21 protein-coding genes and 1 pseudogene are annotated in these 25,593 nt (G+C 65.2%); 13 read left to right on the plus strand and 9 right to left on the minus strand.

The genetic code is table 11. The annotated features are described in order from the left end of the window. Window positions 1–43: 43 nt before the first annotated feature. The 6 genes and pseudogenes from AMD14_RS17360 to gap all read right to left on the minus strand — a co-directional run bounded on the left by AMD14_RS17360 (window position 44) and on the right by gap (window position 8,234). Window positions 44–688 carry an HAD family hydrolase gene (locus AMD14_RS17360; protein WP_011052210.1) on the minus strand — a complete coding sequence of 215 codons (645 nt, stop codon included), beginning with the start codon at window positions 686–688 and terminating at the stop codon, window positions 44–46. Next, window positions 685–1,860, minus strand: coding sequence for a phosphoglycerate kinase (locus AMD14_RS17365; RefSeq protein ID WP_005922388.1), 1,176 nt, complete (start codon window positions 1,858–1,860; stop codon window positions 685–687). The genes AMD14_RS17360 and AMD14_RS17365 overlap by 4 nt, the downstream gene beginning before the upstream one ends. A 316-nt stretch (window positions 1,861–2,176) precedes the next feature. After that, window positions 2,177–3,531: pseudogene (locus AMD14_RS17370) on the minus strand (DUF3999 domain-containing protein). Next, the gene (locus tag AMD14_RS17375) at window positions 3,528–6,374 is read right to left on the minus strand and encodes a DUF2339 domain-containing protein (RefSeq protein WP_011052213.1); all 2,847 of its coding nucleotides are present in this window, start codon (window positions 6,372–6,374) and stop codon (window positions 3,528–3,530) included. Before AMD14_RS17375 ends, AMD14_RS17370 begins: the two are co-directional and overlap by 4 nt. A 179-nt stretch (window positions 6,375–6,553) precedes the next feature. After that, window positions 6,554–7,024 (minus strand): hypothetical protein, encoded by a 471-nt coding sequence (locus tag AMD14_RS17380; RefSeq protein ID WP_015463563.1) that lies wholly within the window; start codon window positions 7,022–7,024, stop codon window positions 6,554–6,556. A gap of 208 nt (window positions 7,025–7,232) precedes the next feature. Then, window positions 7,233–8,234: a type I glyceraldehyde-3-phosphate dehydrogenase gene (gene gap, locus AMD14_RS17385; protein ID WP_003490161.1), complete on the minus strand. Its 1,002-nt coding sequence runs from the start codon at window positions 8,232–8,234 to the stop codon at window positions 7,233–7,235. A gap of 449 nt (window positions 8,235–8,683) precedes the next feature. On the opposite strand from gap, the gene AMD14_RS17390 reads away from it, so the two are divergent. From AMD14_RS17390 to modC, 8 genes are all read left to right on the plus strand, one after another. Beyond that, the gene (locus tag AMD14_RS17390) at window positions 8,684–9,196 is read left to right on the plus strand and encodes an SgcJ/EcaC family oxidoreductase (RefSeq protein ID WP_011052215.1); all 513 of its coding nucleotides are present in this window, start codon (window positions 8,684–8,686) and stop codon (window positions 9,194–9,196) included. Between the two features lie 286 nt (window positions 9,197–9,482). Next, complete coding sequence (locus AMD14_RS17395) at window positions 9,483–10,103, plus strand: OmpW/AlkL family protein (protein WP_015463564.1); 621 nt, start codon at window positions 9,483–9,485, stop codon at window positions 10,101–10,103. Window positions 10,104–10,219: 116 nt separating this feature from the next. Then, window positions 10,220–10,834, plus strand: a complete 615-nt coding sequence (locus tag AMD14_RS17400) for an OmpW/AlkL family protein (protein ID WP_011052217.1) — start codon at window positions 10,220–10,222, stop codon at window positions 10,832–10,834. 272 nt (window positions 10,835–11,106) lie between these two features. Beyond that, the gene (locus AMD14_RS17405; protein WP_003490168.1) at window positions 11,107–11,880 is read left to right on the plus strand and encodes a S1/P1 nuclease; all 774 of its coding nucleotides are present in this window, start codon (window positions 11,107–11,109) and stop codon (window positions 11,878–11,880) included. 13 nt (window positions 11,881–11,893) lie between these two features. Continuing rightward, complete coding sequence (locus AMD14_RS17410) at window positions 11,894–12,718, plus strand: MBL fold metallo-hydrolase (protein ID WP_003490170.1); 825 nt, start codon at window positions 11,894–11,896, stop codon at window positions 12,716–12,718. A 75-nt stretch (window positions 12,719–12,793) separates the two neighbouring features. After that, complete coding sequence (gene modA, locus AMD14_RS17415) at window positions 12,794–13,570, plus strand: molybdate ABC transporter substrate-binding protein (RefSeq protein WP_011052220.1); 777 nt, start codon at window positions 12,794–12,796, stop codon at window positions 13,568–13,570. A 16-nt stretch (window positions 13,571–13,586) separates the two neighbouring features. After that, on the plus strand, window positions 13,587–14,273 hold the full coding sequence (gene modB / locus AMD14_RS17420) for a molybdate ABC transporter permease subunit (RefSeq protein ID WP_015472643.1): 687 nt from the start codon (window positions 13,587–13,589) through the stop codon (window positions 14,271–14,273). Then, complete coding sequence (gene modC, locus AMD14_RS17425) at window positions 14,273–14,887, plus strand: molybdenum ABC transporter ATP-binding protein (RefSeq protein WP_011052222.1); 615 nt, start codon at window positions 14,273–14,275, stop codon at window positions 14,885–14,887. Before modB ends, modC begins: the two co-directional genes overlap by 1 nt. Before the next feature lie 97 nt (window positions 14,888–14,984). Here modC and AMD14_RS17430 read toward each other — a convergent pair whose 3' ends face one another. The 3 genes from AMD14_RS17430 to AMD14_RS17440 are packed head-to-tail and all read right to left on the minus strand — an operon-like array spanning window position 14,985 to window position 17,216. Further along, entirely contained in the window at window positions 14,985–15,566 is a 582-nt protein-coding gene (locus AMD14_RS17430; protein ID WP_005917492.1) for a hypothetical protein, read from the minus strand. Then, on the minus strand, window positions 15,563–16,861 hold the full coding sequence (locus tag AMD14_RS17435; RefSeq protein WP_011052224.1) for a TonB family protein: 1,299 nt from the start codon (window positions 16,859–16,861) through the stop codon (window positions 15,563–15,565). The genes AMD14_RS17430 and AMD14_RS17435 overlap by 4 nt, the downstream gene beginning before the upstream one ends. Beyond that, window positions 16,851–17,216: a BlaI/MecI/CopY family transcriptional regulator gene (locus AMD14_RS17440; RefSeq protein ID WP_005933045.1), complete on the minus strand. Its 366-nt coding sequence runs from the start codon at window positions 17,214–17,216 to the stop codon at window positions 16,851–16,853. Before AMD14_RS17440 ends, AMD14_RS17435 begins: the two co-directional genes overlap by 11 nt. Window positions 17,217–17,379: 163 nt before the next feature. Between AMD14_RS17440 and AMD14_RS17445 the strand changes: the two genes are divergently transcribed. The 5 genes from AMD14_RS17445 (at window position 17,380) to AMD14_RS17465 (ending at window position 25,549) form a co-directional block, all read left to right on the plus strand. After that, window positions 17,380–19,338 carry an acetyl-CoA hydrolase/transferase C-terminal domain-containing protein gene (locus tag AMD14_RS17445; RefSeq protein WP_040107796.1) on the plus strand — a complete coding sequence of 653 codons (1,959 nt, stop codon included), beginning with the start codon at window positions 17,380–17,382 and terminating at the stop codon, window positions 19,336–19,338. Window positions 19,339–19,470: 132 nt separating this feature from the next. After that, window positions 19,471–20,646 carry a phosphatidylinositol-specific phospholipase C1-like protein gene (locus tag AMD14_RS17450; protein ID WP_011052226.1) on the plus strand — a complete coding sequence of 392 codons (1,176 nt, stop codon included), beginning with the start codon at window positions 19,471–19,473 and terminating at the stop codon, window positions 20,644–20,646. Window positions 20,647–20,773: 127 nt separating this feature from the next. Then, complete coding sequence (locus tag AMD14_RS17455; RefSeq protein WP_011052227.1) at window positions 20,774–23,488, plus strand: TonB-dependent receptor; 2,715 nt, start codon at window positions 20,774–20,776, stop codon at window positions 23,486–23,488. A 409-nt stretch (window positions 23,489–23,897) separates the two neighbouring features. Further along, window positions 23,898–24,827, plus strand: coding sequence for a L,D-transpeptidase family protein (locus tag AMD14_RS17460; protein ID WP_040107797.1), 930 nt, complete (start codon window positions 23,898–23,900; stop codon window positions 24,825–24,827). 2 nt (window positions 24,828–24,829) lie between these two features. Further along, window positions 24,830–25,549, plus strand: a complete 720-nt coding sequence (locus AMD14_RS17465; protein ID WP_011052229.1) for a M23 family metallopeptidase — start codon at window positions 24,830–24,832, stop codon at window positions 25,547–25,549. The last annotated feature ends 44 nt before the right edge of the window (window positions 25,550–25,593 follow it).

The raw sequence follows: 25,593 nt of genomic DNA on the forward strand, positions 1-25,593 counted from the left end.
GCGCGTCGACCAAGCGAACGCAACGGCCGACGCGCACTGCTCATCACTGAAGCAACGCCGCCAGTTCAGCCGGCGTGCGTGCCAGCGCACCGGCGCCGGCGGTGCGCAGTTCGCCCTCGTCGCCAAAGCCCCACAACACGCCGATGCTGTGGATGCCGTGGTGCTTGGCGCCATCGATATCCATGCGCCGGTCGCCGATCATCACGCAGCCGGTCTTGTCGATCTGCAAACGGCGCAGCGCTTCGGCAATGAGGTCCGGCTTGAAGCGACGTTCGCCGTCTTCGCTGGCACCGATCACCTCCTCGAAGCACGCGCCGAAGGGCAGATGCTCGACGATGCGCCGCGCATAGCGCTCATTCTTCGAGGTCACCACGGCCAGGCGATGACCGGCGCGCTGCAGGCCGGTGACAACCTCGCCGATGCCGTCGAACACGCTGAGTTCTGTCCAGCCCACCGCGTCGTAGCGTGCGCGGTAGAGCCCGAGCGCGCGCTGCACCAACTCCGGGTCGTCCGTAAAACACTCGGTGAAGCTATCGCGCAACGGCGGGCCGATCCAGGCGCGCAAGGTCTGCGCCGACGGCCGCGGCTGGCCGAGTTCGTCGAAGGCATGCACGATGCTGGCAACGATGCCCGGCTCAGAATCGACCAGCGTGCCGTCCAGATCGAAAAACAGCGTGGCTGCACTCACTGACCGCGGGCCTGGAGTGCGGCCACCGCCGGCAAGGTCTTGCCTTCCAGAAACTCCAGGAACGCACCGCCGCCCGTGGAAATGTAGGTGACGTCCTGGGCGATGTCGTATTTGTCCACTGCGGCCAGGGTGTCGCCACCGCCAGCGATCGAGAACGCCTTGGAGCTGGCGATCGCGCGCGCCAGGGTTTCGGTGCCGTGGCTGAAGGACTCGAATTCGAACACGCCCACCGGACCGTTCCACACCACGGTACCGGCACTGGCGATCAGTTCGGCGTAGCGCTGCGCGGTTTGCGGGCCGATATCCAGGATCAGATCGTCCGCGTCGACCGCGTCCAACGACTTCACGCTGGCTTGCGCATCGGGCAGGAACTGCTTGGCAACGACCACATCGGTGGGCAGCGGGATCTCGGCGCCACGCGCCTTGGCATCGGCCACGATCCGGTTGGCGGTCGGGATCAAATCCGGCTCGTTCAACGACTTGCCCACGGCATGCCCGGCCGCGGCGATGAAGGTGTTGGCGATGCCGCCGCCGACGATCAGCTGGTCGACCTTGTTGACCAGGTTGGACAGCAGCTCCAGCTTGGTGGACACCTTGCTGCCGGCCACGATCGCCAGCAAGGGCTTGGCGGGGTTGTCCAGCGCCTTGGCCAGGGCGTCGAGTTCGGCCATCAACAGCGGGCCGCCTGCGGCGACCGGCGCGAAACGGATCACGCCATGCGTGGAGGCCTGCGCGCGGTGCGCGGTGCCGAAGGCATCCATCACGAACACGTCGCACAACGCGGCGTACTTGCGCGCCAGCGTCTCATCGTCCTTGCCCTCGCCGACATTCATGCGGCAGTTTTCCAGCAGCACCACCTGGCCCGGCGCGACCTCCACGCCATCGACCCAGTCGCGCACCAGCGGCACGTCCACGCCCAGCAATGCGGCCAGACGCGTGGCAACCGGCGCCAGCGAATCTTCTTCGGTCCAGCTGCCTTCCTTGGGGCGGCCCAGGTGCGAGGTCACCATGACGGCCGCACCTTTTTCCAGCGCTAGCTTGATGGTGGGCACCGAGGCGGTGATGCGCTGTTCGGAGGTGATCTGGCCGTTGTCGATCGGCACGTTGAGATCCTGGCGGATCAGCACGCGCTTGCCGGAGAGATCGAGGTCGGTCATGCGGACAATGGACATGGGCTCAGCTCGTTCGGTCTAGGAAGGGGGAGTGGGGAATGGTCATGCAGAAGCACCCAGCAGACGCGCCGGTGCAAACATGTGAGCGCTTTGCCTCAGCGGCAACTGGCTGTGGATGGCCATCGCGATGTCGTTGCGCCAGCGGGCGGATCGCGTGGCGCCCTTTACCCACCATGCGCGGGGCCGCCAAGGCGGTTGGCGAGGCGCGGGATGCTTGGTCGAACACGACGGGCAAGACGGCTGCCTTGGTCACGGGGGACGCCCATTGTCCGACCTTCGCGCCGCAGCGGCAAACCGCCGTGCGAAGCGGTCGCAGTCAGCCGTTGCGATCGGCCGACGCACTACGCAATAGGCTCACCGCGAAACCGCCTACCAGCAAGGCGCCACCGACCAACAGCCCCCACAGCAGCCAACGCTTCCAGTCGCGCGGCGTGGCAGCCGGCTGCAGCGCGGCCTCGCCTGCCAGCGGCTGTGCCTGCGCAGCCAGACGGGCCTGCGCCGGCTGCCACTGTGCGCCGCGTTCGCGCCGCAGTGCCTGCAGCATTGCGCCCAATGGTGCGTCGGTGCGCTGCGCACGCGCACTGCCGGCCACCAGCGCATACGGCGGCTGGCCCTGCGCAAGAAACATCAGCCGCTCCGGCTGGTACCCGACGCGCAGCATCGGCACGGCGGTGCTGCGCCCCTGCGCGGCGACCAACCGCCATTGGCGATCGCGCACGGGCGCAGACAGCAGTTGCGGCGGCGACGCGGCGGCCGTGCCCTGGCCCAGCGATACGCCAACCATGGGCCGGCACGCTGCAGCCACGGCGCATCGTCGGTATCGCGACTTGCCACGATCCACTCGACCGCCTCGGCCTGACTGCCGCCGACATCCAGTTGGCTGATCGGAAAACGACCGGGCAAGGCATACACCAGCGCTGCATCTTTTGCGGTGCCTGGCAAGTCCAGCCACTGTTGCGGCGTGGACATGGCGATGCCATCCAGCTCCGCCTCGACCACGCGCAATGCCGGCAGCTCGCCCGATGCAGTGACCAGGCGCAAGTAACGCGCACCATCGTCCAGGGCGATACGACGCTGCTGCAGTCGCTGCGCCTGATTGTCCAGCGCCATGACCGTGGCGTTGGAGGCGAGCACGCGCCAGTCGCGCAGATCGTCGCTGCCTTCCACGCGCACCTGGGCCTGCACCGGCATGTCGCCCTCCCAATCCAGCAACAGGGCACGCGGGCGATCGCGCAGCGCGCTGGCATCGATCAACCAGCTGACACCGTGGCCCGCCGCGACAGCCCCGGTCGCAAAGCGGCCTTCCAGGCGGCGCACCGCACCACTGGCATCGCGCTCGGCAATCAACTGCAGGTCGCCACTGGCCGGCGCCGCACCAGCCGGTAGCGCAAACAGGGGCAGGCGCTGACGGCGTACCGCAGCAGCCGGCGCTGCATCCATCGGCAGCCAGGCGGTGGGCAGCTCTTGTCCATGCGCGTCGATCACCGTGACATCGCGCAGCGCCGCGTCGTGCGCGGCGCGATACACCGCCGCATTCAAGGTCACCTGATAGAGGCCGGCATCCGAGCCGGTCATCTGCAGCGGCCACTGCTGGCGGTAGTCCTGCCGCACATCGCTGGCCTGCGCCAACATCGGCACCATCAGCAGCAGCGCCCATCGCATCGCTTTCATTCCCGATCCTTTTCGACGCCGTTCTCTTGGACAGCATGACCTTCGGTCGCAACCGCACGCGGCGGTGCCGGCGCCAGATAGCCCACCACGGTGCACAACAGGCCATAGGCCATGAACGAGCCGATGCCGAGTAAGTTGCCCAGATGCTGGCGGTCGACCAACACCACCTTCGCCAGGACCAGTCCCATCAGCAACGCGCCGCCCAGCCACAGCCCGCGTTGCCCACGACGCGAGCCGATCACCCAGCCCAGCACGCCGAGCACGCTCCAGACGATGGTGAGGCTGGTCTGCGACAAGGTGGCGCCGATCAGCGCCGAATCCCACGGCACACCGCCCCAGTGATGCACGCTGTGCAAGGTACTGCCGGTGCTCAACGCCCAACCCAGCACACCCAGCGCACTTACGCGCCAATGCTGCAGCAATGTCGGCGCGGGTGCCGACCAGGCCCAGCGCGCAAGCAAGGCCAGGACCGCCAATTGCGCCAGCTCGGCGGGATTGAGCAACGGCAGCCATGGCAACGGTGCAGCGCTCACCGGATCCAGCAATGCGAGCAGCCAGCCGAGCCCCAATACCGCGAACACGCAACTCAGCAACGCGTTGCGTGCAGGATCGAAGCCGGTTCCCTGCGGCCAGGCCAGCCATGGCCAACGCAACAGCCCCAGCGTCGCCACCAGCAACCACGGCGCCGCCAGCAAGGCGCAACGCCAGCCATTGGCCAACAAGAACGCATCGGCCAGCCAGGCCGCGCCCAACGAGACGACCAACGGCCACAGCAGCCACCAGATGAACTGCGCCGCCATCGCGCCAGCGCCTTGCTGCGTGCGCAAGCACCACAACGCGCGCGCGCCCGCCACCGCAAACACACCCCATGCCAACGCGCCCCAATGCGCGAATGGCTGGGTGTGCGCTGCGCCTTGCCACAGCGCCAATGGCGCCGCCAGCGCCAGACCGGACATCGCCGTCCATACCAGCGCCCCAGCAGGACGGCGCCGATGCACTTCGGCCGCCAGCCATACACTGAGTGCGACCAAGCCCAGCAGCAGATCCGGCTCGCTGCGCAGATCGGCAAAACGCAGGATCTCGTGCACGCCGCACAGCGTCCACCAGCCCAGTCCCCACAGATATGCCAGCAGCGCACGCCGCCGATGTCCTGCATCGCGCAGGAACCAGGCACTGGCCCAGCCGGCCAGCGCCAGCAGTACGGTACTCATGCAGGTTGCGTTGGCCACCGCGACCGCATCGTGGCGCCAGGCATCCACACCGAACGCGACACCCACCGCCGCAAACACCTGCAGCGCGACACCGCTGACCTGCGAGATCCACCGTTGTTGGCGAAGCGCCAGCCACAGCAAACCGACGCCTTCCAGCGCAAACACGCTCGCAGTGGCACGTGCCGACAACGCCAGCGGTACGGCCAGGGTTGCGAACCCGACCGCCAGCATCGCGTGCGCCTGGCCCAGCAAGCGCGTGGATGCGCGGCGCAGCAGCCAACTGCCCAGGCCCGCGTACAACGCGGCCACCGCCACCGCGCACAACGCCAGTGGCAGCCGATCGCCCTCGAGCAGGCGCGCCTGTAACGCGAAGGCCACCAGCGGCGTTCCGAACAACAGGCTGCCATCGATGAGCCTGCCGGCACTAACGTCGCCGCGGCGCGCATGCAGGACCGGAATCGCCACGTACATGGCGAAGAACAGCAACAGGAACGGCTCGGTCGTGGCGAATTTTGCCGGGGAGTACTGCAGCGCTCCCCACGCGGTGCCGATGCCGAAGGTGAAAGCAAACCCCAGCAGGTTCAGCACGCGCCACGGGCGTGTCCATGCAATCGCCACGATACCGGCGTTGAGTACGGCGTAGTACGAGAACAGCGCGACATGGTTGCCGCTGCCGGTAGACAACCAGATCGGCGCAAGAAAACCGGCCAGCACGCCCAGCACCGCCAATGTGCGCGAATCCTGCAGCACCGCCAGCACGCACATACCTGCGATCAGCACCACGCTGATGCCCAGCGCCGTTCCGGCATCGAGCAAGCCGTACAACTTGAAGGCCGCGAACACCGTCAACAACAGGCCACCGATGGCGCCGCCCTGCAACGCCAACGCAAACCCCGGCCGCTGCGCGCGCTGCGTCCAACCGAAGATCAGACCGGCCAATGCCAGAACGCTGATGCCGGCCAAGCGCAGCTCGGTCGGCATGCGCATCCAGCCCTGATCGCTGGCGTACTTCAACAGCGACGCCACGCCCGCCAACAAGACCAGCATGCCGACCTTGACCGGCACATTGCCCTCGGTGAACCAACGCTTCAAGGCGCTGGCCGCGCGCGCGATGGCGCTGGGCGCGGCCGGAAGCCGAGGCGGTTGCGGTTGTGCGGATTGCAGTTGCGCCGACTGGGCGCGCGTCGCCTGCGCTTGCGCGCTGGGACGTTCCGACGTCGCGCTTGCACTGCCCGCCATCGCATCTGCAGGTGCCTGCGCCGGCAATGGCGGCGGCACCGCCGAGGCAGACCCACCAACCGCCTGGTGATCCGCAGCCGGCGCATGCGAGCCAACGTCCTGACCCGCTGCAACGGACGTGCGGTACCCAGGTAGATCGCTGTCGGCGACGGCGCCCGGACCAGCGCCTACATCGGACGCCACGTCCGGTTGCTCCCACGCCCTGCCCTGCGCGTCCGTGGGTGCTTGCGCCGGCGCATCCGCAGGCCCGGCACCACTGCTCTGCCACTGCGCAAGCCGCTGCTCCAGCGCCGCCACCCGTCGCCGCAGCCCGGCAATCCACACCAGCGCGATCACCACACCCACCGGCACGGCGAGTAGCACCAGGGCCACCAACACGATTATCGTTTCCAACGCAGCAATCCCCGAGCCGGCGTCCAGCCGAATGCGCGCACCATACAGCCTCGGGCTGCGGCTGGGCAGACAGTCTCTCGCTCAGACGATGGATGAAGCGTCGGGAAGCTGCAGTCGCATGCGTGCTTGCGCCATGCCTCACACAAGAAAACGCCCGGAGAACCGGGCGCTTTGAACGGTTATTCGCGGTAACCGCTATCGTTCTTGTTATGGATGATCCAGATCAGGTTGCCGCCGGTCCCCATCGACTTGCCAGCGAACACCAGACGTCCCTGGCCCTTGTAGGCCATTTCGTAACGGTAGCGGTCGCCACCGAAGAAGAACGGGATAAATGCCTTGCCGGTCACGTAAGCACCCTGGTCGTCCGGCTGACCAATCAGGTCGGTGACCTGCTTCATCGGCATGCCGATTTTCAGCTGGGTGAACTTGCTGCCAGGCGCTGGCTTGCCGGTGATTTCGCCTTCGTAATCGTTGATTCCCTTGACGGTCTCGCCGTAGCCCGCCTCGACATCGGACGACTTGATCACCTCACCATCGGCATTCATCCAGGCCGGCGTACCGGTCTGCTTTGTTGCAGCCCAACTGTTGGACGGCACGGAAAACGCAACAACCACACTCAGCGCCAAGGCGCCTGCCAAAAACTTATTCATCACTCTTCTCTCGATCCATGGAGTTCCCCGATCCTTCGTACACGACACGGGAACGGCCGCCGTGCGCGCGAATTAGCGCACGTGAGTCCAGCAAAGTCCACTTCCGGGCAGCCACCGAAGGCGCCGCAGTGCAAGAAACGCAACATCCATTGCCGACAAATGAAAAGCCCCGGCATGCCGGGGCCTGTTTCATCACTGCGCCAGAAACTTACTTGGCGACAACCCGCACCATCTCCAGGCACTTGTTGGAATAGCCCCACTCGTTGTCGTACCAGGACACCAGCTTGACGAAGGTGGAGTCCAGCGCGATGCCGGCGTCGGCGTCGAACACCGAGGTGCAGGTTTCGCCGCGGAAATCGGTGGCCACCACCTTGTCTTCGGTATACCCCAGCACACCCTTCAGTGCGCCTTCGCTCTGTGCCTTCACTTCGGCGCAGATTTCGGCGTAGGTGGCCGGCTTTTCCAGCTCGACAGTGAGGTCGACCACCGACACGTCGGAGGTCGGCACGCGGAAGCTCATGCCGGTGAGCTTTTTGTTGAGCTCGGGGATCACCACGCCCACGGCTTTGGCGGCGCCGGTGGAGGACGGGATGATGTTCTCCAGGATGCCGCGGCCGCCGCGCCAATCCTTGTTGGACGGGCCGTCCACGGTCTTCTGCGTCGCAGTGGCCGCATGCACGGTGGTCATCAGGCCGCGCTTGATGCCCCACTTGTCGTTGATCACCTTGGCCAACGGCGCCAGGCAGTTGGTGGTGCACGAGGCGTTGGAGATGATCGCTTCGCCCTTGTAGGTCTTGTCGTTGACGCCGTAGACGAACATCGGGGTGTCGTCCTTGGACGGCGCCGACAGGATCACTTTCTTGGCACCTGCATCGATGTGCTTCTGTGCGGTTTCCTTGGTCAGGAACAGGCCGGTGGACTCGATCACCACGTCGGCGCCGACGGCATCCCACTTGAGGTTGGCCGGGTCGCGTTCCTGGGTCAGGCGGATCTTCTTGCCGTTGACGATCAGCGTGTTGCCGTCGACCGAGACGTCGGCCTTGAAGCGGCCATGCACCGAGTCGTACTGCAGCATGTAGGCCAGGTAATCGGGCTCGAGCAGGTCATTGATGGCCACGATCTCGATGTCATTGGCGAAGTTCTGCACCGCAGAGCGCAGCACATTGCGTCCGATGCGACCGAATCCGTTGATGCCAACCTTGATTGCCATGTTCACTAGCTCCTGCGACCGCGACAGCGCGGCGGATGGAAAGGGGCTGTCATTCTAGCAGCGTCACTTGTTCGCAGCCGTGTTGCGGGCGGCGCGGATTCGGGATTCGGGATTCGGTAGCGGGTAGCGGGGCTCTGCGCCACGCTCTACGAGGAACCAACCCGCAGATGCGTTCGGTCCATCGGAGTGAGCGCGCATGAACGGTCACCGCGCACGTTACAGCATCGATGGTCGATCAATCACCGAGGACCTCATGCCTGATCGCATGCAGCGCCGTCATCCAACACACTGAAAGCCACCACACTCTATATATTTCAGCCACTTAAATTAAAGCAGATACGCTGAAAGGCATATTCAGCGCTATGCCGGACAGCAGCATTTCGGCATCCCGTGGATTTCGATACTGGCCCTGCCTGCTGAGGCCCCCATCGATCACACGGAGATTCCCCATGCGTCGCACACTCTTCTCTCTGGTTCTGGCTCTGGCTGCCACCCCGGCGCTGGCTGGAGGCGTGATGCATTACACCGACAAGGCCAAGCTGCCGGCCGGCGGCGAAGAGCGCGAAGTCGCTGCGCTGTTCGACACCTGGAATGCGGCGCTGGCCACCGGCAACCCGCACAAGGTGGCCGATCTGTACGCACCGGACGGCGTGTTGCTGCCGACGGTCTCCAACGAAGTGCGCGCCTCGCGCGAACAGATCGAAAACTACTTCGAGATGTTCCTGACCAAGAAGCCGCAGGGCGTGGTCAATTACCGCACCGTGCGCGTGCTCGATGACGACAGCGCCGTGGATGCCGGCGTGTACACCTTCACGCTGACCGACAAGGCCGGCAACAAGAGCAACGTGCAGGCCCGCTACACCTTCGTGTACGAAAAGCGCGACGGCAAGTGGCTGATCATCAACCACCACAGCTCGGCGATGCCGGAAGTGGATGCACCCAAGGTCGCCAAGGTCAAGTAAGCGGTACATCGCACCGGCGAGCGATCGCTGTCGACGCCACTACGCACGCAACCGTCGGCGCCCCTCCCACGCCGACGGCTGTGCCAAGCGCATCGCACGATGCCACGCGCACGATGCGCCGCTACGAGCACCCGCACGGCGCGCAACGCCGCCGTCTGCGCGGAGTGTGACTGCAGCCATTGCAGGCACGCACATCTGAGCGCACGGCCGAATTGATCAGGATCAAGGCAGCGGCGACGCCAAGCGCCAAGACTTCCCACATCCATTGCACCCCACGAGACTTCCCATGCGTATGCACTCTACCCTCTTGTTCGCCGTCCTGGCTCCTTTCGTCAGCCTCCCCGCACTGGCGCAATCCAAAGGCGACTGGACCGTTGCCGTCGGCGCCCATCAGGTCGCTCCCAAATCCGACAACGGCAGCCTGGTCGGCGGCACGCTCGACGTGGACGTGGGTAAAGACATCAAACCCACGTTTACAGCCGAATATTTCGTCGCAGACAACCTGGGCATCGAGGTGCTGGCTGCGCTGCCGTTCGAGCACGACATTGCGATACGCGGCCTGGGCCGGGTGGGCAGCACCAAGCATCTGCCGCCGGTGATCTCACTGCAGTACCACTTCAATGCCCAAGGCACGTTCTCGCCGTTCGTTGGCGCCGGTATCAACTACACGCGCTTCTTCGGCACCGACACCCGCGGTGACCTGGCCGGCAGCAAGCTGGAGCTGGACGATTCCTGGGGCCTGGCACTGCATGCAGGCGTGGACTACACGCTCAGCGACCGCGGCGCACTGCGGGTCAACCTGCGCTGGATCGATATCGATCCCCAAGCGCGCCTGGACGGCAACCATATCGGCACGGTCAATATCGACCCGCTGGTCTACGGCGTGGCCTACGTGCACCGGTTCTGATCCCCCGCGGCGTGGGCGCATCTCTGGCACACTTGCCGCCCAGGGACGTGCATCCACCGCCGGAGTTGCGGACAGGTCGGTCACGTCGCCCGTCTGTCCGACCTACCGGGGATTCCATGAACACGCTGACTCGCACCGCCCTCGCCATCGCACTGGCCGCCTCGGCCGCACCCGCCCTTGCACAGTCGGCCGGTCATTGGACGACCGGTTACGGTGCCGGCTATGTCTCGCCCAAGTCCAATAGCGGCACCGTCGGCGGCACCCAGGCCGAGATCAAGGGCGCGCCGGCACTGTCGTTCACCTACGAATACTTCCTGCGCAACAACCTGGGTGTCGAAGTGCATGCGGCAGTTGCAGGCAAGCACGACCTCGAACTGCAGGGCATCGGCAAGGTGGGCAGCTATTGGTCGGTGCCACCGAGCGTGTTGTTGCAGTACCACATCAACGGCTATGGCACGGTGTCGCCTTTCGTGGGAGTGGGCATCAACTACACCACCTTCCTGGGCGAAGACACCGAGCCGACGATCGGCAGTGGCGATCTGCGCTTCGACGATTCGATCGGCGCCACCGCGCATGTCGGCGTGGACTTCATCTTCAACGACCGCAGCGGTCTGCGCGTGGATGCGCGTTGGACCGATTCGCGCAGCAACGTCGACCTCAATGGCACGCGACTGGGCAAGGCGCGGATCGATCCGTTGACCTTCGGTGTGTCGTACCTGGTGTATTACTAAGAGCGCCTGGCAACGCGACTGCGCTCACCGCCAGATGGGCACGGCCACTGCCCGGTGCGGCATGACCCCACGCGGATGCTGCGGTTGCCGCATTTCGCGCAAACCCGCCCGACAATTGCTTGCCACATCCGGGCGTGCTCCAGGCACGTGTCGGCACCATGCTGAGGCGTGCCTGTCGCAGCTCCGGGATGGCCATCAAACCGTCCCGGAGCGATGCGTACAATCGCCGGATGAAGACACTTTCCCTCTCTGCATTCGTTGCTGCGACGGCAATGGCCGCCGCGATCCACCCCACCACCGCCCTGGCCTGGGGCCCGCAAGGCCACCGCCTGGTGGCGCGCATCGCCGAAACCGAACTGAGCACGCAGGCACGCACGCAAGTAGCGCAATTGCTGGCCGGCGAGCCGGACCCGACACTGCACGGCGTGGCCACGTGGGCCGATGAGTTGCGCGAGCACGACCCCGACCTTGGCAAACGCTCCGGGCCGTGGCACTACGTCAACCTGGGCGAACACGACTGCGCGTACTCGCCGCCGCGCGACTGCCCGGACGGCAACTGCGTGATCGCCGCGCTCGACCAGCAAGCCGCCCTGCTCGCAGATCGCACCCAGCCGTTGGACGTACGCCGCCAGGCCTTGAAGTTCGTGGTGCATTTCGTCGGCGACATCCATCAGCCGATGCACGCCGGCTATGCGCACGACAAGGGCGGCAACGACTTCCAGCTGCAGATCGACGGCAAGGGCAGCAACCTGCATGCGCTGTGGGACAGCGGCATGCTCAACGACCGCCATCTGAGCGACGATGCGTACCTGCAACGCTTGCTGGCATTGCCGGCCGCCACTGCGGTGTCTGCGGCCCTGCCACCACCGGCTGCGGCATGGGCGCAGGCGTCGTGCAAGATCGCCGTCACGCCGCGCGTCTATCCGAGCGCGCACGTGCTACCCGCCACCTACATCGCCACCTATCGCCCGATCGCCGAAACCCAGCTACGCATCGCAGGTGACCGGCTAGCCGCCATCCTCAACGCGGCACTGGCCAGCCCCTGACGTGGAGACGCCGATGCAGCCCCAGGTACTTGCCTTCTTTCATGCCGACAGCAACACCTTCACCTATGTGGTCGCCGATGCGGCCACCGGTGCGGCGGCGGTGATCGACCCGGCGCTGGACTACGCGGCCGAGAGCGGCATCATCGGCAGCCAGGCGGCGCAGGGCATCCTTACCGCCATCGAGCAACACGGATGGCAGTTGCAGTGGCTGCTGGAAACCCATGCGCATGCCGATCACCTGTCTGCGGCGCAGTGGCTGAAGCAGCACTGGCCGCAGGCGCGCATCGGCATCGGCGAGGGAATTTGCCAAGTGCAACGAACCCTTGCCCCGCAGTACGCATTGCCGGACGACTTCCGTGCCGATGGCTCGCAATTCGATCATCTGTTCGCCGATGACGAGCGCTTCAAGCTTGGCGGTATCGAAGCACGCGTCATCGCGGTGCCCGGCCACACCAGCGACAGCATTGCGTATCTGATCGGCGATGCGCTGTTTCCTGGCGACTCGTTGTTCATGCCGGATGCGGGCACGGCGCGTTGCGATTTCCCGGGCGGCAATGCCCGCCAGCTGTTTGCGTCGATCCAGCGCCTGTACGCGCTGCCGGAGAGCACCCGCGTGTTCGTCTGCCACGACTATGGCCCGGGCGGGCGCGCGGTGGCGCATCAAACCAGTATCGGCGCGCAGCGGCGAAGCAACATCCACGTACGCGACGGCGTGGACGTGGAGACCTTCGTGGCGCAGCGGCAGGCGCGCGATGCCACCTTGCCCGAACCCAAGTTGATCCGCCCGGCCCTGCAAACCAATCTTCAGGCCGGGCGCTGGGCCGGAGTGGTCCTGTAGCGCGCGCCGGCTCGCCACGCGGTGCGCATCGCGTAGCCGCTATGATCGGGGCCCTGTCCTGGTGAGGAGCCTTCGATGCGCATGATCGGTTTCTGGCAGCGCGCCTTGTGCGTGCTGATGCTGACGTTGCCTGTGCTGGCGAGTGCGCAGACCGCCCCGGTGACGGTGTTTGCGGCCGCAAGCCTGAAAGAATCGATGGACGAAGCCGCCACCGCGTACGAAAAAGCGACCGGCACGCCGGTACGGGTGTCGTATGCAGCGAGTTCTGCGCTGGCACGCCAGATCGAACAAGGCGCACCGGCGGACGTGTTCTTTTCGGCCGACCTGGAGTGGATGGACTATCTGCAACAGCACGGCCTGGTACTGCCCGCGCAGCGCCACAACCTGCTCGGCAATACGCTGGTGTTGGTTGCGCCGGCGAGCAGCAAGCTGCGCGTGGATCCACGCGCGCCCGGCGCCATCGCCAAGGCGCTTGGCGAGAACGGGCGCCTGGCCGTTGGTCAGACCGCCAGCGTGCCGGCCGGTAAATACGCCGCCGCTGCGCTGCGCAAGCTCGGCCAATGGGATAGCGTCAGCAACCGTCTTGCCGAATCGGAAAGTGTGCGCGCGGCATTGATGCTGGTCTCGCGTGGCGAAGCGCCGCTGGGCATCGTGTATGGCTCGGACGCGCGCGCCGATGCCAAGGTGCGCGTGGTCGCCACCTTCCCCGACGACAGCCATGACGCCATCGTGTATCCGGTCGCTGCATTGAAGAACAGCAACAACCCCGCCACCGCCGCATTCGTGAGCTGGCTGGGAAGCAAGCCGGCCAAGGCGATCTTTGCGCGCCGTGGTTTTTCGCTGAAGGATTGAGGCGCACCGTTTGTCGATGTTCACCCCGGAAGAGCTGACCGCGATCGGCTTGAGTCTCAAGGTCGCGATCGTGGCAGCGCTCGCCAGCCTGCCGCCGGGCATTGCCTGCGGCTGGCTGCTGGCGCGGCGCCGCTTCCCCGGCAAGGCCCTGCTGGACGCGCTGCTGCATCTGCCCTTGGTGATGCCGCCGGTGGTCACCGGCTATGCGCTCTTGGTGGTATTGGGCACGCAGGGCCCGGTGGGCAGCTGGTTGCTGGAACACCTCGGGATCCAGTTCGCCTTCCGCTGGACCGGCGCGGCGCTGGCGTGCGCGGTCATGGGATTTCCGTTGATGGTGCGCGCGATTCGTCTGTCCATCGAAGCCACCGATCGTCGCCTGGAAGCGGCCGCCGCCACGCTGGGCGCCGGGCCGTGGCGGGTGTTTTTCAGCATCACCTTGCCGCTGGCCTGGCCAGGCCTGGTCGCCGGCGTGGTGCTCGCGTTCGCCAAGGCGCTCGGCGAGTTCGGCGCCACCATCACCTTCGTGTCGAATATCCCCGGCGAAACGCAAACCTTGTCGTCGGCCATCTACGGGCTGATGCAGGTCCCGGGGATGGAATCGGGCATCTGGCGGCTGGCCGGGGTGGCGCTGGCGATTTCGCTGGCCGCGTTGCTGCTGTCCGAATGGCTGGTGCGCAGGCCGCATCCGCGCGAGGAGGACTGATGCTGGATATCGATCTGCAGCTGCACCGCGGTACATTCGAGCGCCGCATCCGCATCCGGGACGACGCGCGCGTCGTGGCGCTGGTGGGCCCCTCCGGCGCGGGCAAGACCACGGTGCTCAACGCAATCGCCGGCCTGGTGCGCCCGCAGGCCGGACATATCCGTATCGATGGGCGCTGCCTGTACGACGCCGGGCAAGGCATCGATCTGCCCACGCACCAGCGCCGGATCGGTTATGTGTTCCAGGATGCGCGGCTGTTCCCGCATCTGGATGTGCGGCGCAACCTGCGCTACGGCCGGCATGCGCGCAGCACGGCGCTCTTCGGCTTCGACGATGTGGTGGCCTTGCTCGGCATTGCACCGCTGCTGCAACGCCGGCCACGCAACCTCTCAGGCGGCGAAGCGCAGCGCGTGGCGATTGGCCGCGCGTTGCTGGCGCAACCGGCGATTCTGCTGTTCGACGAACCGCTGTCGGCCCTGGATCAGGCGCGCCGCGAAGAATTGATTCCCTACCTGCAGCGCATGCGCGACGAGATTCGCCTGCCGATGCTCTACATCAGCCACAACCCCGATGAAGTACAGCGCATTGCCGACAGCGTGCATGTGCTGGATTGACGGTGGTGTGGGCGTGGATAGGGCGCTTGCGTCGACGCGTTGCAAGACGGCCCAGCGTTGGTTGTGACTGGGACACGCTGCGCAACGGCTGCAGCAGCTATCGCACCACCTTCCCGGTCCGCACACTCACCCTGCCTTGCCGCACCTCGAAGGTGAACGCGAACGACAGCGTCACCGGTACCGGCTCGATCTGGGTGGCGTCGGTGCAGTCGTCCGGTGCTGCCGGCTGGGTAACCCCTGGTGCATAGGTGCATATCGTGGCTGGAACGAACTGCCATCGCAGCGCGGTAGTACGCACCGCTTGCATGAGGTCGGCGTTGTCCGGCAGCAACCCGGCGGCGCATTCGTCGCGGTCGGACATCGGATCCACGCGCTGCACCGTACCCTCTGCGCTCAGAATGAGATGCGCGCAGACGGTGGTGGGCGCCAGGCTCTGGCGCGGCGAATCGGCAGGTAGCACCGGGGCCTCGCTGCGCACCGCGCGTGGCATGCGAAAGCGTTGCGTCGGCGCCAGTGTGTAGGGTTGGACACCCGTAGCGCCGCCGTCCGGCTGTGAAGGCAACATGCGTTGATCCACCGAATCCTCGCGCTGGCTGCGTTGCCGTTCCGCGAGCTGGCGCGTGGCGCAACTACTCATGGCCAGCATCAGGGCGAGGCTGCCGATCAGGCAGCGGTTCATTGCAACCCTCCGCGTGGGGCGCATCCCGCAGGCGCACAGCGGGCAACACGTTCGGACCGGTCGGCAGCGTGTGGGCGTGCAGCAGCTTCGGTACCGGAATGGATATCCGCAACCGCCGGTGCCGCATCTGGTGGATCCAGTTCGAATCTCACCGGCACGCGTACCTCGGACGCGACCGCCTTGCCATCCTCCAGCGCAGGTGTGAAGCGCCAGTGGCGTGCTGCGTCGAGCACGGTCTGATCGAACACGCCCGCCGGCGTGCTGCGCACGATGGCGATATGCTCGGGTGTTCCAGTCGGGCTCACTGCGATCTGCAGTTCGACAAATCCCGCCAGGCCTGCAGCGACCGCGTCAGGCGGATACCTGGGCGGCTGCATGGTGCGGAAATCCAGCGCATTGCCGGGTACGCGCATACCCTGCAATCGTGCAGGTTGGAACGCCCAGCAGGCGCCATTGAGCATCACCGCCATCGCCACCACGACGCGCAGGTTCCATCGCGCGCGGCGCATCTCCACCGCAGGCTTCAGCAATGCAGCCACGCGTTGGGTGAGCGCGTGCGGCGCATTCCAACGGCAGGCCGTCGGCGTCCAGCCGGCACCACCGTGGGTCTTGAGCATCGCGGTGGCGTAACTGCGGCGCTTGCCTGGGTAACGCGTCAGCACCTCTGCGTCGCAGGCCAGTTCCTGATCCAGCCGAAACGCGCGCCATGCCAGGTGCATCAACGGATTGCACCAGCCGATGCACAGCAACAGTGCCGCCAGCAGATTGGCATACAGATCGCCGCGCCGCAGATGCAGGCGCTCGTGGGCCAGGATCAAGGTACGTTCGGCGGCGCTGTAGCGCGTATCGAAATCCATCGGCAGCACGATGCGTGGGCGCCAGAGACCCACAGACACCGGCAGGCCGACATCGCGCGTTGCCGCCCATATTTCGCGGTCGAGCGCATGCAATACACCCAGGCGGCGCACGAAACGGTGCTGTCGCCACCAGAGCGCACCGGCCATCGCGACCGCACCGGTTACCCACACAGCGAGCAGTTGTCCCGCCCATGCATATTCGCTGCTTTGCAGGTTGAGCGGCATCGCGACCATCGCCGGCATCTTCGGCAACGCTGCCGATATCGGCGGCCCCGGTATTGCAGCTGCCAATACGGCGAGCGGCACAGCGGCCCAGATCGCATACGCCGCTGTTGCGCCCAGCCAGCCACGCAGTGCGCGCCGCAGCACCAGACAGGCCAGCACTGCGGCGCTGCCATACAGCGTGATGCGCAACAGCAAAGGCAAGTCAAGGTGCATCGTCCAACTCCTGGAGCAGGCGCTTCAGTTCGGCTATGTCGGACGCGCTGAGTTTCCCGCGTTCGCTGAAATGCGCCACCAGTGGCGCAACGCGCCCGCCGAATAGCCGCTGCAGCAAGCCCTCGCTCTGCTGCTGCACCCACTGTTCGCGCGCCATCAGGGGCGCGTAGTGATATTTGCGGCCGTGTTTTTCTGCCGCGACCGCGCCCTTGGTGAGCAGCCGATTCAGCAAGGTCTTGATGGTGGGTTCGGCCCAGCCGGTATGCGCCAACGCGGCGATCACCTCTTCTGCCGTGCGCGGCGCATCCTCCCAGAGCACGTGCATCACTACCGCTTCTGCGTCGCTGATCGGCATGCGATTACACCCGTAATTTTTACCGATTACGCGCGTAAACGGATTGATTGTCAAGCACGTGATCGAACGGGCTCCCAACACCTGCCCGCATTGATGGCGGCCAAGCATGGCGCACGAGTATGAGATGCAGGCAGCACGCGACCGGCTCGGCTACTCTGCGCGGATGACCGAGCATCTCACCGATCTAAGCGCCGCCGTGGAGCGGATCCTGCAACGCATCGACGGCCCGCTGCGCGTGGGCGCGCCGCTGGGCATCGGCAAGCCGCACCGCCTGTTGAACGCGCTCTACGCACAGCTCAAGGACACGCCGTCGCGGCCACTGGCAATTTACACGGCGCTCTCGCTCAATCCCCCCAGGCCGGATGCCGGACTCCAGGCGCGCTTTGCCGCACCGTTCATCGCGCGCCATTTTGGCGAGGATTTCCCTCGCCTTGCCTATGTCGACGCCATGCTGCGCGATGCCTTGCCCACGCATGTGCAGGTGGAAGAGTTCTACATGCAGTCCGGCGGGCTATTGCATTCCGCCCAGGCCCAGGCCGACTACACGAGCCTCAACTACACGCATGCCGCCGCAGCGGTGGCGCAACGCGCGCCCAACCTGATCGTGCAAAAAGTGGCGCGCGAACCGGGCGGCACGCGGCTGTCGTTGTCGTGCAACAACGACATCACCCAGGACACGCTGGATGCGGTGCAGGCACTCGGCTTGCCGCGCCCGATGCTGGTGGCGGAAGTCGATCCGCAGTTGCCATGGATGGGAGGCGCCGCAGCGGTAGATGCCGCGTTCTTCGATCTGATCATCGATTTGCCAGGCCCGTTTCCACAGCTGTTCGGCTTGCCGCGGCAAGCGGTGAACAGCGTCGACTACGCCATCGGCTTGTATGCCAGTGCCCTGGTGCGCGATGGCGGCACCTTGCAGATTGGCATCGGCACGCTGGCCGATGCGCTGAGCCATGCGCTGGTGCTGCGGCATACCGACAACGCGACCTATCGCCGCGTGCTGCATGCGCTGGATCCGGCACTGGAGCAGCACCCGGCCGTGCAGTCCAGCGGCGGCCTGGAACCGTTCGCCATCGGCTTGTACGGCTGCAGCGAAATGCTCAACGAAGGCTTCAAGCAATTGGTGGACAGCGGCGTGATCCGTCGCAAGGTGCATGACGACCTGCCGCTGATGCAGCGCATTGCCGATGGCAGCGCCGACGCCGCCGACCACGCACGGCTTGCTGCCGAAGGCGAGTTCCTGCATGGCGCCTTCTACCTCGGCTCGCCCGCGTTCTATCAATGGTTGCGCGATCTGGATGCATCGACACGCGCGGCGATCGGCATGCGCCGCATCAGCGAGATCAATCAGCTCTATGGCGGCAACGAGACGTTAAACCGGTTGAAACGCAAGGATGCACGCTTCTTCAACTCCTGCATGATGGCGACCGCGCTGGGTGCGGCAGTCTCCGACGGGCTGGAAGATGGCCGCATCGTGTCCGGGGTTGGCGGGCAGTACAACTTCGTGGCGATGGCGCATGCACTGCCGCAGGCACGTAGCGCCCTGATGCTGCGCGCCACCCGCGAGGCTGGCGCACACACCGCCAGCAACCTGCGCTGGAACTACGGCCACACTACCATTCCACGCCATCTGCGCGATCTCTACATCACCGAATACGGCATCGCCGACCTGCGCCACAAGACCGATCAGGACTGTGTATTGGAAATGGCCGCCATCTGCGACGCCCGCTTCCAGGATGAACTGCTTGCCCAGGCGGAACGGTCTCGCAAGCTGCGTATCGCACCGGAATTGCCGCCACGCGCGCAGCGCAACACACCACGGGCACTGGAACAGGCGCTGGCGCCATTTCGACGCGACGGCAGCTTGCCCGATTACCCGCTTGGCAGCGACTTCACCAAGATCGAACAGCGTCTGCTGCCCGCATTGGGCTGGCTCAAAGGCGCAACCGCCAGCACTGGCGGAAAGATCGCCACGGTGGCCCGCGCACTGCTCACGCGCGAAGCGTCGGACGCTAACGAGATCGACTGCCTTCAACGCATGGCGCTGGATGCGCCAAACAGTCTTGGCGATCGCCTGCAGGCGCGGCTGCTGACCTATGCATTGCGGCGGACTGCCACTTCTTAAAAAAATGTCGCGATTTACAAACGGCACGAGCACACGGTAACAAGCACTGACGCATCACGGACACACAGCGGAAAGATATGCGTCAAACTGGGCCGTGATGATGGCGACCTCGTCGCTTTCCGGCTGTGCTGCATGCACCTTTTTCACGCATTTACTGCTTTTACCTCAGGCATCGATCGCAAAACGAAGTTGATGCGCCAAAAGCGAAGAACAACTTCGCGAGCCGCCATTTTTACCGCCTTGTTGCTGAGCAGTCTTGTCGCGCAAGCCGCGCCGCGCTTGACCGACCTGCAGTACATCGGCAGCCACAACAGCTACCACGCAGGCTTTGCGCCCAGCGAAGCGGCGTTATTGAAGCAACTGGACCCGGCGCTGTTTACCGCGCTGGATTACCGCCATCCCGCATTGACGCAGCAACTTAACGATGGCGTGCGCCAACTCGAACTGGACGTCTTCGCCGATGCACAGGGCGGGCGCTACGCACACCCGGCCATCGTTGCGCAGATCGCCAAGGCCGGTCTGCCGACCGCACCGGCAAGCGCACCCACTGGGGTGATGGACCGACCCGGATTCAAGGTCATGCACGTGCAGGACCTGGACCAGCGCAGCAACTGCCAACCCTTGATTGCCTGCCTGCAGGAAATCCGCGCATGGTCGAAGCAGCATCCGGACCACGTCCCCATCTTCATCCTGCTCGAAACCAAGCAGGCGCCGATCCAATTGGCGTTTCCCAGCGTGCAACCCGAACCCTTCGATGCAAAAGCGATGGATGCGCTGGATGCCGAAGTGCGTTCGGTCTTCCAAGCCGGCGAATACATCAGTCCCGATCAGGTACGCGGCCGCGCGCCCACGCTCAACGCGGCGGTGCTCGCGCACGGCTGGCCATCGTTGGCCCAGGCGCGCGGCAAGGTGGTGTTTCTGCTCGACCAACGCGTTGCCGGCGCCAGCTACCTGCCCGGACACCCGTCGCTGCGCGGCCGGGTCTGTTTCACCAATGCGGTGCCGGGCGAAGACGATGCAGCCTTCGTCGAGCTCAACGACGGACCTGCCGATGACATCAAGAAGCTGGTCAAGGCCGGCTATCTGGTGCGTACGCGTACCGATGCGGACTTGAAAGAAGCGCAGCACAACGACACCGCGCGGCGCGACGCCATGCTGGCCAGCGGCGCGCAATTGCTCAGCACCGACTTCCCGATCAACGAGCCGGCCGATAACGGCTACGTGGTTCGCTTCGACGGCGACGCCGTGGCGCGTTGCAATCCGCAGCGAACAAGTGCGCATTGCGACGGCACCGACCTGCATCACTGAGCGCACCACCGCGCGCAGGCGCAAGCCACCCACGCAGCAGACCTCTCGCAATGGAGGGCGTCGGCAATCTATCACCGCACCCGTTTATCGGACGCGGGTTTCCCCTTCTAATCACGCGAGCCCCAACATGCAGTCTTTCCGGCCCTTCCATCGTTTGAGCTGCGCCATTGCCGCGGTGCTTTGCGCACCGTCGCTTGCGTACGCTGCAGAGATGACCACCACCACGTTGGACTCGGTCAACGTGCAAGCCACCCACGCCGCGGCGCCAGGCTCGCTCAACGAACAGCGCCTGTCCAATAGCGTCAACAGCGTGATGAGCAAGCAGCAGATCGATGCGATTCCTTCCGGCGGCATTGCCGATGTGGTGGCGCACATGCCGGGGTTGTCGTCCTACAGCGACATGCATCTTGGCCAGGCCACCACCGGCGAGAACGCTTACGTCAGCATCCGCGGCATGGACGCCAGCTATAACGCATACACGCTCAACGGGTTCGGCATGCCGGAAACCGACTCCTCGACGCGCGCCATCTCCTTGAACATGCTGGCGCCGTTCGGCATCCAGTCGGTGCAGGTCTCCAAATCGCCCACGCCCGACATGCCCGGCGATTCGATCGGCGGTGCGATCGACATGCGCACTCCCAGTGCGTTTGATTTCGACCAGGACGTCTATGCCAAGAGCACCGCGCAAGGCCAGTTCAACGCATTGGCCAACCACCTGGGCGGCAAGGACAGCGGCGGCACCTTCCAGCAGGAGCTGGCCTGGAAGTTCGGGCAAGGCGATGCCTTCGGCATCTACGCATCGGCCTACTACGGCAAGAACAACAACATGGCGCAGGCACCGGCGCCCAACAGCAAATACGTGCCCGCCGACCCTGCGCTCGCCGCGGCCACCGATTTGCGCGATGTTGGCCCGTTGATCAGCACCCGCTACAAATACAGCCTGTACGCCAGCCAGATCGAACGCTATGGCGGCAACCTGTCGCTGGATTGGCAGGGCGACACCAGCGCGCTGTATGCACATGCCATCTACGGCAGCTACGGCGTGACCGGCACGCAGGACCAGTCCAGTGCGCGCCTGGAGACCTATCGCAACCAGCCCACGGCGGTGCGCGGCGGGTACTTCAATACGCACGATATCGACGAGACCCTGGCCACCTTGCAACTGGGCGGGCAGACCACGCTCGATCGGTTGCACGTCGACTACGGCACCTCGTTCGGCCGCGGCACCCGCAGCCGGCCGGATTATGTGTCGGCCAGCTTGTACGGGTTTACTCCGGGCAGCTTCGCCTTCGACCTCAGCGACCCCACCTACCCGAGCATCGGCCCGAGCTCGCCGGCGCTGAAGGACTTCTTCTACAACCTGGATTCTTCGCTGTTGTGGAAGGTGCAGGGCCACGACGCCGGCAGCCACGATAACCGTTTCAACGCGCATACCGATATCGCGTATCAGGTCGATGGCGCTGTGCTGGACAGCGTCAAACTTGGCCTGTCGGCCGATCACTCCGAGCGCGATGCCTATGACCACCCGTTCTTCCACAAGGATGGCAACTTCGTCACCAACGGCCCGTACTTTGGCGGCCCCAATTATGCGTTTCCCACCGCCGGCGGCCCGCCGCTGAGCGCGATTCCCGGCCGCATCACTTACAACGCATTCGACGGTCATTACGCGGGGCCGTTCAAACTGCTGGATCGCGGCTGGATGCGCGCGCAGGCGCTGCCTTACAAATACGTCGACGACCCGAACGGCGCAGGCATCTATACCGCCAACGACTACAACGCCAACACCACCTCCAGCACCGAGGCGCTCTATTCTGGCTATGCGATGGCCGCGCTGCATCTCGGCAAGGTGAGCATCCTGCCCGGCGTGCGTTACGAACTGACCCAGTATTCGGCCGACTCCTGGCAATCCAGCGGCGATGGCAGCACCGGCCGTTTCGTCGGCAGCGGCAGTACCTACGGTAAGGTCTTGCCGGGCATCAGCGTCAACTATCGGCCGGACGATCTCACCGTGTATCGCGCGTCGTTGCGCCGCAGTTTCAGCCGCCCGGCGTTCGGGCTGGTTTCCGGCGAGACGGTGTATTCGATCGACGACACCCAAAAGGTGGTCGGCATCTCCAAGCCCAACCCCAACCTGCAGGCGAGCACCGCCGACAACGCCGACCTGTCTGCCGAATTCTACGACCACGAGGGCGGTGTGCTCAGCGCCTCGACGTACTACAAGCGCATCAATGGCTTCATCTATACCTCGCAATCGGCCACCAGCAACGACAGCACTCTGGGCGGCCTGGTGCCAACCGGCACCACCTTCGAAAATGGCGTGCCTGTGACCATGCCGCAGAATGGCGGCACCGCAAAGCTCTATGGGCTGGAGCTGGCAGCGAGCAAGCGGCTGCAACAGCTGCCCGGCCTCTGGAGCAATTTCGGTGTTACCGCCAACCTCACGCTGCAGCACAGCCAGGCAGATAGCAAACGCAGCGACCAGCCGGAAAAGACCTGGCTGCCGCGTGCGCCGGAGCGCATCTACAACCTGGACCTGTTCTACGACGACACCCATCTGCGCACGGACCTGAGCTACAACTACACCGGCCTGCAACTGCTGGGGCTCACCACCGACCGCCTCAATTACTACCTGCAGCCGGTGAAGTCGCTGGATTTCAACGCGACCTATCACTTGCCACACCATATCGATGTCGGCGTGTCGGCAAAGAACCTGCTCAATGCCGCCACGTTCTACGAAACGCAGGGCAAGTCCAAGCGCTACATGGCCTACGATCCCGGCGCCGACGGTGCCTATGTGCAAACCGGGCGCACCTACATGCTGACCTTGGGCTACACGTACTGATCCAAAGACCGGCACGCTGCAGCGGCGATCTTTCAACGCAAAGGACGCCGCTGCGGCGATTGCCACGTGCTATTTAGCGGCTGGCGCAGCGCCATTGCTCGACACGCGAGTGCGCTGCGGCCGCATCATCGCACCGCGGTATCGGCATCGGCATCGGCATCGGCATCGGCATCGGCATCGGCTGGTGAGGCTCCATCACAACGGTGTGCTGCGTCCGTCGATTGCGCCGGCGGCAATGCCCACCGCAATGCCGCATCTCACCGCTTGGCCAGTCAGTACCGGTGCAGCGATTTCACGCAGAAAACGCAGGCGGCTGCGGCAAGGTGCGCGCATGCCTCTTTCGGACCTGCACATGCCACCACGCTCCTACGCTCGCGCCTGCTTGCTTGCCCTTGCACTGGGCACCTCCCTGTCTGCGCTGGCGCAAGCGCAGCAGTCTGCGCCTGCCGCTGCGCCTGCATCGGCCGCGACTCCCGCGGCCAAGGATGTCGCCACCGGCGCGCGCTCGGATCTGCACGCGCAGGTGTTGCTGGATCGCGCGCATTTTTCGCCGGGCCAGATCGACGGCGAGCGCGGCTCCAATCAAAAGCGCGCAGTGTCCGGGTTCCAGGCCGCCCACAACATCAAGGCCACCGGCGAGCTGGATGACGCTACCTGGCAGGCCTTGCAGGCCGATACCACGCCGGTCCTGGTGCAGTACACGCTTACCGACGCCGATGTCGCCGGCCCGTTCCAGCCCATTCCCAAAGGGCCTGCCGAACAGGCCAAGCTGACTGCGCTTGGCTACGCCTCCGTCGACGAAGCGCTGGGCGAACGTTTCCACGCAGACCCCGCGCTGCTGCGCCAACTCAATCCTGGCGTGGATCTGAGCAAGGCCGGCAGCGTGATTGAAGTACCCAACATCGACGGCGTGCCGCCGCTGGCCAAACCGGCCAAGCTGGTAGTGGACAAATCCGATTCCACGCTGCGGCTATTCGACGCCGACGGCAAGGTCTATGCGCAATTCCCGGTGTCTTCCGGCAGCAAGCACGACCCGCTGCCGATTGGCCGCTGGAAAATTCTCGGCATCTCGCGCGACCCGGTGTTCAAGTACAACCCCAAACTGTTCTGGGACGCGAAGAAGGGCGAGCAGAAAGCCACCTTGCCGGCGGGTCCGAACAATCCGGTTGGCCGCGTCTGGATCGATCTGTCCAAGCCGCATTACGGTTTGCATGGCACGCCGGAGCCCGGCCATGTCGGCAAGACCGAATCGCATGGCTGCGTGCGGCTGACCAACTGGGACGTGGTCGCCCTCGCCAGCGTGGTCGGCCCGTCGGTGCCGGTGGTGATGCAGGAGTAAACATGAAACTGCTGATGACTTTGGTGGTGGGCGTCGTGTTGGGTGCGGCCGGCTATTGGTGGCTGGAACGCACCGCGCCGGAAGCAAAAGTAGAGCCGTCATCCAGCGCTGCTCCCGTCGCAACAGACCGCAGCTCAGCGAGTGCCGCGCCGATGGCAGCCCCTGCAGCGACCGCCGCGGCAGCACCGATGGCTGCCTCGGCACCACTGGCCGATGCCGCGCCCGCCGGCATGCCCGTAGCAACGACGCCAGCGCAGTCGCCTGCCGCTGCGGCACCGGGCAGCGGCTTGCTGATCCCGGTACAGGGCATCAGCGCCAGCCAGTTGCAAGACACCTTCACCGATGCGCGCAGCGAAGGCCGCGTGCACGATGCCATCGACATCCTCGCTCCCACCGGCACACCGGTCGTGGCAGTTGCCGACGGCACGGTGGAGAAACTGTTCACCAGCGACCGGGGCGGCCTGACCGTCTACCAGTTCGAGCCCAGCGGCAAATACTGCTATTACTACGCGCACCTGGAGCGCTATGCCGACGGCTTGGCGGAGAAACAATCGATCAAGCGCGGCCAGGTCATTGGCTATGTCGGCAGCACCGGCAACGCCAATCCCGCCGCACCGCATCTGCATTTCGAGATCCACCGCCTGGGACCTGAAAAACAATGGTGGAAGGGGGACGCATTGAATCCTTACCCCGTCTTGCACGGCGATCAGATGTTGCAGTGACAGCGAGGCAAGTTCCGCACCAACATCTCTTCTTTCAGCAGATC

It is taken from the genome of Xanthomonas citri pv. citri, from assembly GCF_000961215.1.
GTDB lineage: Bacteria > Pseudomonadota > Gammaproteobacteria > Xanthomonadales > Xanthomonadaceae > Xanthomonas > Xanthomonas cissicola.

Coding starts and splice junctions, on each gene's coding strand:
- AMD14_RS17365 (WP_005922388.1), bottom strand. CDS start 1,860: ATGTCCATTGTCCGCATGACCGACCTCGATCTCTCCGGCAAGCGCGTG.
- AMD14_RS17380 (WP_015463563.1), bottom strand. CDS start 7,024: ATGAATAAGTTTTTGGCAGGCGCCTTGGCGCTGAGTGTGGTTGTTGCG.
- gap (WP_003490161.1), bottom strand. CDS start 8,234: ATGGCAATCAAGGTTGGCATCAACGGATTCGGTCGCATCGGACGCAAT.
- AMD14_RS17390 (WP_011052215.1), top strand. CDS start 8,684: ATGCGTCGCACACTCTTCTCTCTGGTTCTGGCTCTGGCTGCCACCCCG.
- AMD14_RS17395 (WP_015463564.1), top strand. CDS start 9,483: ATGCGTATGCACTCTACCCTCTTGTTCGCCGTCCTGGCTCCTTTCGTC.
- AMD14_RS17400 (WP_011052217.1), top strand. CDS start 10,220: ATGAACACGCTGACTCGCACCGCCCTCGCCATCGCACTGGCCGCCTCG.
- AMD14_RS17405 (WP_003490168.1), top strand. CDS start 11,107: ATGGCCGCCGCGATCCACCCCACCACCGCCCTGGCCTGGGGCCCGCAA.
- AMD14_RS17410 (WP_003490170.1), top strand. CDS start 11,894: ATGCAGCCCCAGGTACTTGCCTTCTTTCATGCCGACAGCAACACCTTC.
- modA (WP_011052220.1), top strand. CDS start 12,794: ATGCGCATGATCGGTTTCTGGCAGCGCGCCTTGTGCGTGCTGATGCTG.
- modB (WP_015472643.1), top strand. CDS start 13,587: ATGTTCACCCCGGAAGAGCTGACCGCGATCGGCTTGAGTCTCAAGGTC.
- modC (WP_011052222.1), top strand. CDS start 14,273: ATGCTGGATATCGATCTGCAGCTGCACCGCGGTACATTCGAGCGCCGC.
- AMD14_RS17430 (WP_005917492.1), bottom strand. CDS start 15,566: ATGAACCGCTGCCTGATCGGCAGCCTCGCCCTGATGCTGGCCATGAGT.
- AMD14_RS17435 (WP_011052224.1), bottom strand. CDS start 16,861: ATGCACCTTGACTTGCCTTTGCTGTTGCGCATCACGCTGTATGGCAGC.
- AMD14_RS17440 (WP_005933045.1), bottom strand. CDS start 17,216: ATGCCGATCAGCGACGCAGAAGCGGTAGTGATGCACGTGCTCTGGGAG.
- AMD14_RS17445 (WP_040107796.1), top strand. CDS start 17,380: ATGACCGAGCATCTCACCGATCTAAGCGCCGCCGTGGAGCGGATCCTG.
- AMD14_RS17450 (WP_011052226.1), top strand. CDS start 19,471: ATGCACCTTTTTCACGCATTTACTGCTTTTACCTCAGGCATCGATCGC.
- AMD14_RS17455 (WP_011052227.1), top strand. CDS start 20,774: ATGCAGTCTTTCCGGCCCTTCCATCGTTTGAGCTGCGCCATTGCCGCG.
- AMD14_RS17465 (WP_011052229.1), top strand. CDS start 24,830: ATGAAACTGCTGATGACTTTGGTGGTGGGCGTCGTGTTGGGTGCGGCC.